The sequence below is a fragment of the Streptomyces sp. CT34 genome, assembly GCF_000805335.1.
Classification (GTDB): Bacteria; Actinomycetota; Actinomycetes; order Streptomycetales; family Streptomycetaceae; genus Streptomyces.
Genome location: NZ_KN708638.1, coordinates 6,598,186 through 6,610,654 on the forward strand (window position 1 = coordinate 6,598,186; position 12,469 = coordinate 6,610,654).

Consider the following 12,469-nt stretch of genomic DNA (forward strand, 5'->3'; position numbering starts at 1 on the left):
TCATCGGGGTCGTCCAGGAAGGAGGGCGGCTGGTGGTGATGCTGCCACCCGGGCCGGGGCCGGGGCTTGCGTGGCGCGGAGCGCTGGGCCGTCAGGAGCCGTTGGGCGTACGCGTCGTTGGCCGTTCCCTTCGGCCACTTCGAAGGTGATGTCCTGCAGCAGGGCTGCCGGTGCCTGTGCGGACAGCTGGAGTGCCCAGCTCGGCTGGTGGACGGCGTGGCCGCCCCAGACGGTCCACGTGGGGAGGGGGCTGTTGGTCTGCTGGGCGGCGAAGGCGTCGAACTGCACGCCGGCAGCCTCGGCGCCGGGGGCTTCCCACATGATGTAGCGCCCGTCGATGGTGTGCTTCCAGCCCGCGTCGGCGAGCGGGCGGGTCGCCTCGGCGATGGTGGTCTCGGTGACGCGGGTGGACGGGCCGCGGCCCCACGCGTTCTCGGTGGCCAGGGAGTTCAGCAGGGTGCTGACGATCTCGGCTGGAGTTGATGCGGTCGCCGTCCCGTGCCAGAGAAGGTCGCTGACCGGCGTTTCGTAGGCGGCGAGGGTCCACTTGATGTCGCGACCTTCGGCGTCGTGGTCGAACAGGGCGCGCAGGGTGAGTGATTCGTGGTTGGCGATCGAGGTGTTCTCGTCCCAGGTGCGCCACCTTTGCCAGTCATCGCGTGCGTCGAGGAAGTTGTCGAGGAGGGCGTCGTGGTCGCCTGCATCGGCGGCATACGCGGGCACGACCTCTATCTCGGTGCGGAGTGCGGGTTGTTCCGGTTCGGCAGGTGCGGCGAGTGTGCTGCGGGCCTGTGCGACTTGGCGCTCCATGGCGGTCATGGGCGCGGGACCCGGTCGCATGTTGTCGTGGGCGTGTTCGAAGGCGCTGAGCGCTTCGCCAGGCGAGTCGAACCTGTTGGTGATGTGCCGAAGGTTGTCTTCCCCGCGGAGGAAGACGCTTTCGCCGCTTTCGCGGTAGGTGCCGACGGCAAACGTGTCGCCGTCCCGATGGGCGTGGCCGTGGATGATGAGGCGGCCGTGCCGGATGTCGTCGTGGATGTTGTTGGCCTGGCTGGCGGCCTTCTGGACTTCCTCGCGCGTGCCCGCGTGGGCGGGGTTGGTGGCCCCGGTCCGCCCCTGGTCGATCGCCTCACGGAGCCGGGGGAGATCTCGGTGGTGATGCCTTCGAGAGTCAAGGCTTGGGCGACTTTTTCCGCCCAGTAGGGCTCTTCGTGGTCGATGCGGGCCATGACCAGATTGTGCTCGTCGAGGGCGTCGAAGCCGCGAGCGGTCAGGAAGGCGTGGGCCAGCTGGTGTCGGGGGCCGGTGACGGAGGCGGTCACGGCACTGGGGTGCGCGGGGTGCGTGTCGAGGTGGACGTGCAGGTCGGTGGAGGGTGTCGTCATGGCAGGCTGCTCGCTTCTGCCGGTGACCGGGTCAAGGACCCGGTCACCGGCGAATTAAGGGGTCAGCGGGAGATACGCGAGGGTGACGGAGCTGTGGTCCGCGGTGGGCCGGCTCTAGGCGGGGCTGAAGCTCTAGTGGGCTGGTGCGTGGGGGCTGGCGCGGGCGAGGTGGCGTGATGCCAGCGGGTACGCACGGCAGCCAGGTCGGCCAGGGCGCGGCGGCTGCCGACGACGAGCTGGTACGGGGTGGTCGCCGGGTCGTCGGTGAACGCCTCGATGCGCAGGGCCACATGGTGCGCTGTGGCGAGGAGGGAGTGTTGCAGGACGCGCTCGCCCCAATAGTGCGGCGAGCCGACGGCTGGTGCCCCGAGCAGGTCGAGCAGTTCCGCTGGTTCGGTGTCAGCGGTGAGCAGGCCGCGCTGCTGGGCCTCCCACAGGATGGTGACCGGGTCGACGGGAGCATGGCGCTGCGCCAGGGCGGTCGCGGATTGCCACAGCCCGCCGTGCAGGGGGCGGGTGAAGTCGCCGGCGGTCAGCCAGCGCATCTGCTCGACATCGCGAGGGTGTGCCGTTGCGGCGGCGAGCAGCAACCGCTCCTCCTCAGCCGCTTCGTCGCCGTTGTGTGGGGCGGCCGGGGTCGGTGCGGGTGTGCGGGGCAGCGATCCGGGGTGGGGCGGGAACGTCGCGGCGAGGTGGTCGACGATGGCGGTGAGGGCGTCGGCTTCAGCGAGGGTGGTTGGGACCGGCTGTGGGTGCGTGAGGTCACGGGCGGTTTGCGCGAGGCGCTGGGCGCCGGCGCGTAGGGTGCGGCGGGCGTGCTCGGCTTCGATCATCCGCGCGTAGGCGGGTGCGTGCCGGGGGCGTGGGCAGACCTGGATCACGGTGTGTAGGTAGGAGGCGCTCAGCCCGCGGACGTGGTCCTGGGCGGTGGTGAGTACCTTTTCCAACCAGTCGGTGTTCTGGGTGTGCTGGGCCGGGTCGGGGGCGGGCAGGGAGCGGATCGCGGCGAACAGGGCACTGTGCGCGGCGGTGGAGAAGCAGTCGGGGTCGATCGGGGGCACCTCGTCGAGACGGTGGGGTTCGAGGAGGAGGGCCCCGAGGAGGGCCTGCTCGGCGAAGTGCACCGGCGGGAGAGCGTCGAGGTCGTCCTCGTCAGGGTCGGGGGTGCGGGGCATTAGGCGGCCAAGGTGAAGTCGTCGGGGTTGAACGTCGCACCCACGTGCGGGGCCAACAGGTGTGCGGCGAGGCGGGGCGGAACGGCGTTGCCGATCTGGCTGAAGACTTGCCCCTTGTTGCCTTGCCACGGGTAGTCGGCGGGGAAGGACTGCAGGAGGCCGGCTTCCTGGGCGGTGATCCGGATCGGGTCCGGCGCCGGGCAGTCCGCGTTCCCGTCGTGCGCGGGTTCGGCGACCCAGGTGCATTCGTTGGCGCGATGACCGAAGAACAACGTGCCTGCGGGCTCGTCCAGGCTGCGAACCGTGGCGTTGGCCTGGTTGTTGCTGCGCAGCGACCACGACCAGCGTTGCCCTTCAGGCGCGTGGAGGTGAGCGGGCGCGTCGCCAACGTGGTGGTCACTGGCATCGCCTGGCTCGTTCCAACGCATGTTCCGGCGGCGAGTTTTCGCTTGGCTGTCGGGGTTGAGAGGCTGCGGTTTCCAGGTGCCGCGGTCGCGGGCGCCTTCGAGAGTCTTGCGGGCGCCGGAAGGGAAGGGCTCAGGGCCGCCACCAGGTCCGCCGCCGGCGCACACGGTGGGGACCGGGCGGTCGGTCGCACCCCAGCCCAGGGCCTGCGCCATGGTCACCCATGGGGCGCGACCGGGACCGAACAGGCTCTCCGGCTCAGCAACCTTGGCATGCGTGGGGGGCGGGGGTTCGGCGGTATGGGTGCGGGAGGCGAGCAAAATCGCCCGCCTCCGGGTCTGCGGAACCCCGTAATCGGCGGCATTGAGGATCCCGGCCCACACAGAGAAGCCCCAGGTGCGCAGGATCGCCGCGTACTGGCGCCACAGCGGCAGCACGTCAGGGACCTCCTCCATGGCCACCCACTCCGGCTGACCGACCGTGTTGAGCGCGTGCAAGTACCGCATCGGCTCGGCCGCCAACAGGGAGCGCGCGTCGCGGCAGCAGATGAGGAGCTGCTCGCGGGTGTCGCGGCCCTGAGCGAGGTCGGCGACCGCCTGGTGGACCAGAGGCCGGTCCACCAGGCCAAGGCGCTTGCCGGCCATCGACCACGCCTGGCACGGAGGGCTCGCTATAAGCCCGGCGGTTTTCCCGCGGACCGGCCAGACGGGGTACGTCGCCACGTCCGTGCGAATCGTCAACTGTCCAACTGCCGCACGCGTCTTGCAGGCCCATTCATCCCACTCCAGGCCCACATCCCGTACACCGAGGACGGTCAGAGCGTGGCTCCATCCACCCGGACCCGCAAAGAGGTCCAGGACTATCAAGAGGCCAGCCCGAAACTGTCCTGGATCAATTCGGCTTCACCACGGCAGGCCCACGGGGAACAGCCGTCGATGACGCCTTGCTCCAGCCCCTCCAGGTCCTGGTCAGTGCTGCCGCGTTCCGTCTGGAGGGCGGCCCATTCGGCGGCGGTGACGTGGTCGATCGGAGCCTGGTCCAGTGGCACGCGGGAGCGGTGGAGGAAAGCCTCTCCGAGCAGTCGATTACCGGCGGCGTTGGCGCGGGCATTGCCCTTGCGGATCGCCGCGTCGAAGGCGACGGCATCCGCCCACTCCGACGGCGAGTTATCCCTGATGTAGCGCCACTGCGCGTTGCCGTGAAACGGGCAACCAAGGCAGCTCGACTTCGGGGTATCCGCCAGGCCGAGCGATGTCAGATAGCGGACGCAGTCGGAGCGGGACCAGCCCATGTCGATGAGCGGATGCCGGTTGCGCATGTACTTCACGTCCGCGTCCTTGGCGCGGTGGAATTCATCGGTAGAGATGCCGACCCACTGCTCCACGAACACGTCGCGTGGGATGCGTGCGGGGTAGGGGTAGCCGAGAAGTTCCCGCACCTGCTTCTTAATTGGCTTTATTTTATATTCGCCTGTGCATTGCCGCCGGGTCATACCGGGCTTGCCGTCCTGATTCAGGATGTAGAGCGGCATGGAAGCGAATCGGTGATCTGGGTCGAGTGCGTCCTTTCGGATGTTCCCGGAGGAGACGCGCAGGATGGGTATGCCTGCTGGTGCGGCTATTTCTCGCTCCAGGCGGTCGAGGTGGGCGTAAACGGCCCTGGGTTCCCATCCTGTGTCAGCGAAAATGGCATAGTCGACCTTGGGGAGGATGCCCTTGGCGGACAGGGCGAGCATGGCGCTGGATTGAATTCCGGCACCTAGAGAAATGCATCGAAGTGCGGGGGATGTGGAAATGGTGGTTCCTCGCAGTGAACGGATATGGCCGGGCGGTGGCCGGGAGTGGGGAGATTCAGCGCCGTGCCGGGGTGGTGCCGGTGCCGTGCGTGGTGGGGAGGGTCGCGGGCGGCGTCGTGGCGGGCGCCGGGCGCGCGGCGAAGGCCGGGCTTGTCTGCTCAAGCCCGTCGGCCAGGTGTCGAACGGTGGTGGTGGCGGCCTTCAACTTGTCGAAGACGGGGGCGGGCAACTGGCGCCAGTGCGCGTTGTACTGGGCCCACTTGATGATCTCGGCCGCGTTGCGGAGCTGCTCGGCGAGTTGGACGAGCACGGCTGCCTGCTGTTCGTTGTCTTGGGCCGTGCGTGTGGCCTGGAGGAGTTCGTCCAGGGCGGTGGGTAGGGGGTCGGGGTCGGTCGGCAGCCCGTAGAGCCGGGCGTGCAGGGACTGGGCGAGGGCTTGGACGGGACCGCCACAGGACTTGTAGCCGAACTGGGGTCCTGCCTGGGGGCGCAGCCGGAAGCTTGCGATCACGTCGCGGGTGGGGACGTCTGGATCGATCTCGGCGGCCAGGGCACGGGCGAGGTCGTGCGGGGTGAGCGCATCGGTGGTCGTGGCGACCTCCATAGGGACGGGGAGAGGCAGCGGTTGTCAGGTCCGACGGCGTCGAGCGATGGGCAGGTCAGCAGCCCCGGTGGGGCGGTCGGCGGCGTAGGACTGCCGGTCGGGCCGACGGACCGACTGGTGCGCCTGGGAAAGGCGCTGTTGACGGCGAGGCAGACGGTTCTGTCGTCGGAGCTGCCGAGGACAATGTCGTGGTGGTCAGTGAAGGCTGTGGTGTGGGTGGCGCTGCGCCGATTGAGGCGGGAACAGGCGGACTGCGGCGCTACAGGCCGTGGCCGTGGGCTGCGTTGGGCGGTGCAGGGGGTTTCGCGACGGACAATCCTGTGCGACTCGGGGGCCGCGGTGTGGTGTCGGCCAGTGCGATCCGTGCCTCGTCGAGGGTGCGTTGCGCGGCGTCGAGGTGGCGGCGCAGGGCGGTGTGGTGCGGGAGAGCTTCCAGCTGCGCGCCGACGGTGGTGGTGTGGCTGACCGGGTCGCTCACCTTGGCCAGGGCGGGCAATGCCTGGGTGTAGTGGGCCAGGGCGCGGCCGATCGTTGCCGCTGCCTGACTTGATGCGAGTGCTTCCTGGGAGGGGGTGGTGGTCTGGATGTCGCCGGCGAGGACGTGGTGGGCGTGACCGGTGAACATCGAAGCGAGGTAACCCAGAATGTCGACATGGCGCAGGGCGGTGAAGAAGCCGTCGGGGCCGGCGTCTACCGGATGGGCGCGAATATCGGTGAGGACGGAGTCGAGGGCTTCGCGGCACGTCATGTCGAACAGGTCGATGGGCTCATACAGGGACAAAGGGCGTCTCCGTTGGTAGTGGTGCCGGAGCGGTCGAGCTCAGGCTGGATGGTCTGAGGTCGGGGCGGGTGATGTCGGTGCCCCGCCGCAGGGCGTGCGCGTCTCGGCGGGGCACCGGCATCACAAAGAGGGCGTGTGATCAGGCGGCTTCGCCGAAGTCGGACTGCTTCGGCGGTGTGGCCTTGGCGATGGCGCGGGTGGTGATGCTCTGGGAGGCGCGGTCGGAGGCGGCGGCCAGTTTGTCGGCGCCGGGCTCGCGATACCAGGGGCGCAGGTCGAGCGTGGCGACGCGCATGCCGGTGGCCAGGCACAGGGCGGTGCCCTTGGGAAGGGCGCGGATCGCGTCGGCAGGCAGGATCCGCTCCTGCCGCATACTGACCGAGGTCGACTTGCCCGACTCGGAGTGCGAGGTTGACGTGGTCTCCACGTCGCGATCGCCGATCAGTCGGCTCAACTTGTCGGCGAAATCTGGGTCGTCGATACCGGAGCCGATCACCTTGATCGTCGCGGCCGACCACAACGAGTCCATGCCCTGGTCCCCCCAGACTGACTGGCCCTGGCGGTAGGACTGCAGGATCGTGATCGGGATGATGCCGCGCGATCCCAGGTGCGAGTACAGGGCCGGAAGGTCGCTGATCTTGCACACGTTGGCGGCCTCATCCAGGATCGCGAGCAGCGGGGGGTCTAGGCGCCCGCCGGCGCGTTCGGCCTGTGCGGTCGCGGCTCGCATGACCGAGTCCGCGCATGCCGCGATAATCGCCGAGCCGCCGCCTCCGCCGTCCTTCGAGAGCAGGTACAGCGTGTCCATGCTGGTCACGAACTCGCTGGGCTTGAACTCCGGTACGTCCTTCTGCGGGGTCACCCACGCGGCGATCTCGGAGTTGAGGAGGGCGGCGGCGTATTGCCTGGCTGTCTCGTAGATGCCGTCGCGTGTTTCCGGCGGACCCTCGACGGTGCCCCTGAGCTGTGCCGCGACGGCGGCATGGCCGTGGTCGCGCAGGATGTCCAGCGGGGTGCGGTCGGCAGGGAACGCCAGCCACTGCATCACGTCAGTGATCGGTCGTTCGTCCAGAGCGGCGGCGAGGAACAACTGGCTCAGGATGTTGCTGCCGGCCTTGGACCAGAAGTCACCCTGCTGACTGGCATCCACGCTGGCGGCGAGGAAGTGCCCGGCCAGCCGCCCAGCTCCTTCCAGCGTCTTGGCGTCGGCCAGCGGGTTCCACCACATGGTGCGTTCGGCATGGGCAATCTGCTGCGGGTCCATCGACCACGTCCGGCCCACGGCCGCACGAGCTTCGAGCGTTGCCGTATACGCGTCGCCGGCCGCCTTGTTGGAGGTGAGCAGGACCGGGCCGGGTGCGCTGAGGATGGAGGGGATCGCCAGCGACGTGGTCTTGCCGGAGCGCGGTGCCATGATCGCGACGGCGACGTCCTCGTACCCCATGCGGACCTCGCGCTTGGTGCCCTGGAGGTTGCCCAGCAGGATGCCGGTGTCCTTGGCATCGATGTGCTTGACGGCCTTCAAACTCGGGCGCAGGGAGCGGGCCTTGGCGGTAATGGCCTTGGACATCAGCGATTCGATGTCCTTGTGCGTTGCCGTGCCGGCCACGCGCTGCCTACACCCGTTACTGCCGTCCTTGCGCCGTTTCCACAGCACGGCGGCGGTGATACCGAGCGCGATCAACACGGCGCCGGGCAGGATGCGCGTGCCGATCAGGCGGGACGTTTCGTCCAGGTGGGGCCACAGCTGGTCGGGGTGCAGGAGGGCTTGTACGGGCTGGTAGGGGGCGGTGGGGCCGGAGTCGGTGGCCCAGGTGGTGAGGTTGCCGCCGAGCCAGGCGAGGTTGGACAGGGGGACGGCGGTAGCGATGGCGCCGAGCAGGACGCGGAAGGCTATGTCGTAACCGTCAGTGTTCGAAGTGGGCGAGCTGGAGGGCTGGGGCAAAAGAGGGTCCGTACAGGGGCGTTGGCAGGGGGGATGAAGGCGCGGGTCAACGGGCGCGGCGCTGTTTCGGCACGCGTGGTGGCCTCGCGGCGGGGGTGGTCGAGGCGGTGTCCCGTCGACGGGCGGAGAGGTCCGCGACACGGCGCTCCAGTGCGAAGGCGACGTCCCCGACCGAGACGTGCACGGTGCGGGTGTGCGTGTGTTCGCGGGTGCGAGCCGGGATGCGGTGGGGATTGCGGCGCACCGGTGTGGGGTCGGCGAGCGCTTGGGCGAACGCGGCGACCAGGCGCGGCGGTGTGGTGTTGCTCAGGTAGGCACGCCAGAGGAGGCCGCTGTCGTCTTCGCTGAGTCGGGCTTCGGCGAACCAGGGGCCATCGTTGCCGTAGTGCTCGACGGCGGTGATGCCGTCGGGCGAGACCAGGCCCTCGCCGGCGTCGTGCCATCCCGCCTGACCAAGCAGGTCGTAAGGGTGTGGGCTGGAGGCCGGCGGTGTGCGGTCGGTGAGGGCGTCGGTGAAGGCGGCGATGATCTCGACCGGGGTGCGGGCGTCGAAGGTCGTCGACCACGCCGGCTGATCACTGCTGCGGGCGTGGCGCACGGTCCACCACGGCTCGTCCGGGTCGGGGTCGATCCGCAGGGTGGCCTGCTGGTCGGGGCTGGTGAGGATGACCCGGGGCATCAGCGGGTCCTCGGCGGCACTCCAGCCGCAGGCGCGGTGAAGGGGGACCGTGATCCAGGACGGGTCGCCGGGACCCGCGAGGTACCGGGGCGCGACGAGCGCCACTTCGATGTCGTGCGGCATGCCGGTCACCTCCGGGTCACGGGCGCCGGGGCCGCGGGGCGGGGGTGGGACTTGACGGTGGTGGTGAGGGCAGCCGGCGGGCGCGGCGGGAGGTCTTGGGCAGCGGCCTGGATTTCGAGGAGGACCTTGCCGTGGCCGGCCCAGTCGTCGAGGTAGGACCAGGCTTCCGCGTTGCGCTCGGCGAGCGCGCCGTCATACGCCAGGGTGCCTGGCTGGGCGGACGACGGCAGCGCGTCACGGGCTTCGAGCCATTGCTGCTGCAGCGCATCAAGCTGCCGCAGGGCGTCGTCGAGGGTGCCGAGCTGCCAGGGCCAGCGGGACTGGAGGTGCGCGGCGTTGAGCTGTTGCACCTGGACTTCGGCGGTGGCCAGCAGGTCCTTGGCGAAGGACCGTACGCGGTTGAAGGACCGCCAGGTGTCGGCGTCGCGCTTCGCGGCCCGCAGACCGTAGGCGACATGGTCGAGGGGCCAGCTGTCGAGGTCGGTGTGTTCCTCGGCGTAGGCGTCCCAGTCGGCGAGGATCTGTTCGCTCTCGCGCAGGAAGACGGCGAGCTGGTGCAGGCGCTCGCGGTGAATCACCGTGGGGGAAGGGACAGTTGGGGACAAGAGCGCTCTCAGAAGGAGGACGGAGGAGGGGGCGCGGTGAGCCGGGCGGGCGTGCCGCCCGGCTCGTTCAGCGGACCCGGCCGGTGACGGACACGGCGGGGGCGGCGACGGGCGCCGGCGGGTGCGGGGCGAGGGCTGCCTTGCGGCGGGCCTTGCGGGCGGCGGTGCGGATGGCCTTCAGCCGGGTCTCATGCCTGGCGGCGAGTTCCTCGCCCTGCGGGCCGCGCTGTTCCTGGGTGACCAGGTGGGTGTGCGGAACGTCGAAGCGTGCGCGCTGGACGGGCTCGTCGCTGACCAGGGCGCTGGTGAACGCGGTGATCAGGTGGTGCGGCATCTGGTCGTCGAGATAGGCGTGCCAGATGCGCTGGAAACTACCGCCGCCGGTGGGCAGGGCGGCCTGGACCCGCCAGTGGAATTTCTCGCCCGGCTCGACGGACCACCGCTCCAGGTTGAGAGTGCCGTCGGGGTGGTGGGCGATCTCGTTGCCGTGTTCGTCGCGCTCGTACGACCAGCCCGCCGCGGTGAGAGGTGACCAGATCGGCGGCGTCTGCTCGGGGATGGGTTCGAGTAGCGCGTTGGTGAGGGTGGCGAGGATCTCGACGGGGGTGTTGGCGCCGAACTCGGTGTACCAGTGCTGCCCGTCCTCGCTCTGGCCGCGGATGCGCCACCACGCGTCGTACGGTCTGGGTTCGGGTTCGAGGACCACGGTGTGGCGGTAGTCGGGGCTGGCCAGGACGATGTGGGGATAGTCCGAGTCGGAGTGGTTCTTCCACCCGGCCGCCCGCAGGGCTTGGGTGATGTGCCGGGGATCCCCGCGTCCGGCGAGATGGCGGGGCTGGGTCTCGAACCAGATGGTGTCGTGCGGGGAGTTGGCGCGGGTGGGGATGTAGGGACCGGTCATCGCCCCGGGGCATCGGCGGGTCGGGTGGCGGCCTGCGTACGCAGGCGCTTTACGTCCCAGTGCAGGATGTGCCAGTCCGTGGCCTCCTGGGCCGCGTCCCGGAAGGCTTCGGCGGCGTGGCGCACGTCGTCGTGGCGGGGATGGTCGAAGTGCTGGCTCACGATGTGCGCGCTGGCGCGCAGGATGTCGCCGAGCAGGATCGGGACGCCCTCGTTCTCGTCGAGCAGAGCCCGGAGCAGGGGCAGAGTCTGGTCGAGCGAGGGGTACGTGCGGACGTAGGTTGCGAGTTCCGCGAGGGTGTCGGTGGCCTGACGGAGCCGCAAGGGGGTGGGGGCATGGGGTGTGCCGTGGGACACGGAGTCCTGGGCGTCCGGGGACGGGCGGCGTCCCGAGGGGGTGCGGGTGACCTGCGGGTCGAAGGTGCGGAACTTCTCGTCGAGACCGTTGACGCGGTGCAGCATGTTCCTCAAGTCGTCGAATGCTTCGTCGCTTTCGGCCTGCAGGTCGACGACGTAGCGGTCCTGGAGGACGAAGTCGTTGCAGACGTCGCCGATCGCTTCGAAGATCTGGGTGAGGCGGCGCAGTACTCCGTCGTGGCGGTCGACGATCGGGGCCAGGACCGCGGCGATGTCTGCGGGGGATTCGGCCCGGTCGATCTGCTGGCTCAGGCGGAGCAGCCCGGTGGTGAGGGCCTTGATGTCGCTGGGCAGGAGGTCGTCGTGCTGGGGCATGGGTGAGGGGCTTTCGATCGGGAGCGGATGAGGGCGATTCAGCGGCGGGCTCTGCCGCCTGCGGCGGTGTACGGGTTGGTGGGGGCCTGGCGGCGGGGCCGGGTGGTGGCCCAGGAGTTGCGGGCCCAGGTGGTGGCGCGGGCGGCGGTGACGCGGGCTTGCTGCCAGGCGGATAGCTGGTCGGGCCGTACCGAGACGGAGGTGGTGCGGATGTGTGTGGACGGTGGCACGTTTCCGCGTGGGCGCATGACCTGCTGAGGGTCGGCCAGCGCGGTGCTGAACGCCTGGACGAGGTGCATCGGTGTGGATGCGGTGAAGTTGGCGTCCCAGATACGCCCGTGCTCGTTGCGGGCCCCGGCCCACCAGTGCGCCTCGCCGGGTTTGGACTGGTGGAACTGGAGCCAGGCGCCGCCGTCGGGGCTCATGGCGGTGAAGTGCTGGCCTTGTTCGGTCTGCCAGCGCTGTTCTTGCAGCGGCGCCCACACGTTGGGCGCGTGCGCGGAGCGAGGGAGGGTGAGCGCGTCGGTGAAGCCGGCGACGATCTCCACGGGAACCTGGCGGGTGAAGGCCGCGTGCCACGCCTCCCGGCCCGGGGTTGCCTTCCCGGAGATCGTCCAGCCGCCGGGCTGGGTGAACGGGTCGTAGCCGACCCGGATGGACTTGTCCGGGCTGTCGAAGACCAGCGGTCCGCCGGGCTTGGACTTGTCCTTCCAGCCGGAGGCGCGCAGGAATTCGCTGACGTGGCGGATGTCTCCGCCGCCGGCGAGGTAGCGGGGTTCCACCAGGTAGTGCTGCTCGGCGTGTGGGGCGCCGGGGCCCCAGCCAGTCCACTGCTGCTTCTTCACCGGCTCCTCCTGACAACCATGGCGGAGGCGATGGGCTTGGGCGGCGTGGTGCTTGCTGTGGCGGGCGGTGTCCCGAGCTGCTTGAGGGTGTCGGTGTGCTCGTCAAGGTCCATGCCGACGCTGTGCAGTTCGTTGGCGGCCCGGCCCATCGCGAGCCACACCTCGGGCGGGAGCACACCGCGGTGGGCCTGGCTCTGGGCGAACCGGGACCCGGTGCCGACCAGGTCGGTCACCCGGGTCAGGACGCCGTCTTCGGTGTCGAGGACCTTGCCCAGAATCTCGGCCGCTTGGCGCGGGGTGGCCCGGGCGAGGTGGTCGTCCAGGGTTTTGATCAGGCTGGCGATGTCCTCGGCGAGGCGTACGGGGTAGGACGACGGGTCGGGCATGGGACTCCTGAACGGGCGGGCTGGGGGTTGCTATGTAGGGGTGCGGTTGCTGTCGAGGAGGTGGCGTGTGGGCTCCCGACGGGACTCGTCGAGGGCTGCCTTGGGGCGT

General features: G+C 69.7%; 14 protein-coding genes. 1 reads left to right on the forward strand and 13 read right to left on the reverse strand.

Annotation, left to right across the window (positions count from 1 at the left end; genetic code table 11):
* Entirely contained in the window at positions 1–819 is an 819-nt protein-coding gene (locus RZ84_RS35250) for a DUF317 domain-containing protein (protein ID WP_052230204.1), read from the reverse strand.
* Between the two features lie 27 nt (positions 820–846).
* On the opposite strand from RZ84_RS35250, the gene RZ84_RS41860 reads away from it, so the two are divergent.
* The gene (locus RZ84_RS41860; RefSeq protein WP_241777898.1) at positions 847–1,203 is read left to right on the forward strand and encodes a hypothetical protein; all 357 of its coding nucleotides are present in this window, start codon (positions 847–849) and stop codon (positions 1,201–1,203) included.
* Between the two features lie 244 nt (positions 1,204–1,447).
* Here the strand turns inward: RZ84_RS41860 and RZ84_RS28715 are convergent, their stop codons facing one another.
* The 12 genes from RZ84_RS28715 to RZ84_RS28770 form a co-directional block, all read right to left on the reverse strand.
* Positions 1,448–2,560: a DnaB-like helicase N-terminal domain-containing protein gene (locus RZ84_RS28715; RefSeq protein ID WP_043267048.1), complete on the reverse strand. Its 1,113-nt coding sequence runs from the start codon at positions 2,558–2,560 to the stop codon at positions 1,448–1,450.
* Positions 2,560–3,828, reverse strand: coding sequence for a DNA cytosine methyltransferase (locus RZ84_RS28720; RefSeq protein ID WP_107068307.1), 1,269 nt, complete (start codon positions 3,826–3,828; stop codon positions 2,560–2,562). Before RZ84_RS28720 ends, RZ84_RS28715 begins: the two co-directional genes overlap by 1 nt.
* Positions 3,828–4,700: an adenine nucleotide alpha hydrolase family protein gene (locus tag RZ84_RS28725; RefSeq protein WP_078894297.1), complete on the reverse strand. Its 873-nt coding sequence runs from the start codon at positions 4,698–4,700 to the stop codon at positions 3,828–3,830. The genes RZ84_RS28720 and RZ84_RS28725 overlap by 1 nt, the downstream gene beginning before the upstream one ends.
* Before the next feature lie 115 nt (positions 4,701–4,815).
* Complete coding sequence (locus RZ84_RS28730) at positions 4,816–5,364, reverse strand: hypothetical protein (protein WP_043267052.1); 549 nt, start codon at positions 5,362–5,364, stop codon at positions 4,816–4,818.
* 259 nt (positions 5,365–5,623) lie between these two features.
* Complete coding sequence (locus tag RZ84_RS28735) at positions 5,624–6,145, reverse strand: hypothetical protein (RefSeq protein ID WP_043267054.1); 522 nt, start codon at positions 6,143–6,145, stop codon at positions 5,624–5,626.
* A 139-nt stretch (positions 6,146–6,284) separates the two neighbouring features.
* On the reverse strand, positions 6,285–8,090 hold the full coding sequence (locus tag RZ84_RS28740; protein WP_043267056.1) for a type IV secretory system conjugative DNA transfer family protein: 1,806 nt from the start codon (positions 8,088–8,090) through the stop codon (positions 6,285–6,287).
* Positions 8,091–8,136: 46 nt separating this feature from the next.
* Positions 8,137–8,892 (reverse strand): SPDY domain-containing protein, encoded by a 756-nt coding sequence (locus RZ84_RS28745; RefSeq protein WP_052230575.1) that lies wholly within the window; start codon positions 8,890–8,892, stop codon positions 8,137–8,139.
* A gap of 5 nt (positions 8,893–8,897) precedes the next feature.
* Positions 8,898–9,470 carry a hypothetical protein gene (locus RZ84_RS28750; RefSeq protein ID WP_052230206.1) on the reverse strand — a complete coding sequence of 191 codons (573 nt, stop codon included), beginning with the start codon at positions 9,468–9,470 and terminating at the stop codon, positions 8,898–8,900.
* Positions 9,471–9,564: 94 nt separating this feature from the next.
* Complete coding sequence (locus tag RZ84_RS28755; RefSeq protein WP_052230207.1) at positions 9,565–10,398, reverse strand: SPDY domain-containing protein; 834 nt, start codon at positions 10,396–10,398, stop codon at positions 9,565–9,567.
* A complete protein-coding gene (locus RZ84_RS41865) occupies positions 10,395–11,129 on the reverse strand; it encodes a hypothetical protein (protein ID WP_241777899.1) in 735 nt (244 codons plus the stop codon). The genes RZ84_RS28755 and RZ84_RS41865 overlap by 4 nt, the downstream gene beginning before the upstream one ends.
* Before the next feature lie 38 nt (positions 11,130–11,167).
* Positions 11,168–11,974, reverse strand: coding sequence for an SPDY domain-containing protein (locus RZ84_RS28765; RefSeq protein ID WP_043267062.1), 807 nt, complete (start codon positions 11,972–11,974; stop codon positions 11,168–11,170).
* Positions 11,971–12,360 (reverse strand): hypothetical protein, encoded by a 390-nt coding sequence (locus RZ84_RS28770; RefSeq protein ID WP_043267065.1) that lies wholly within the window; start codon positions 12,358–12,360, stop codon positions 11,971–11,973. Before RZ84_RS28770 ends, RZ84_RS28765 begins: the two co-directional genes overlap by 4 nt.
* Between the last annotated feature and the right edge of the window lie 109 nt (positions 12,361–12,469).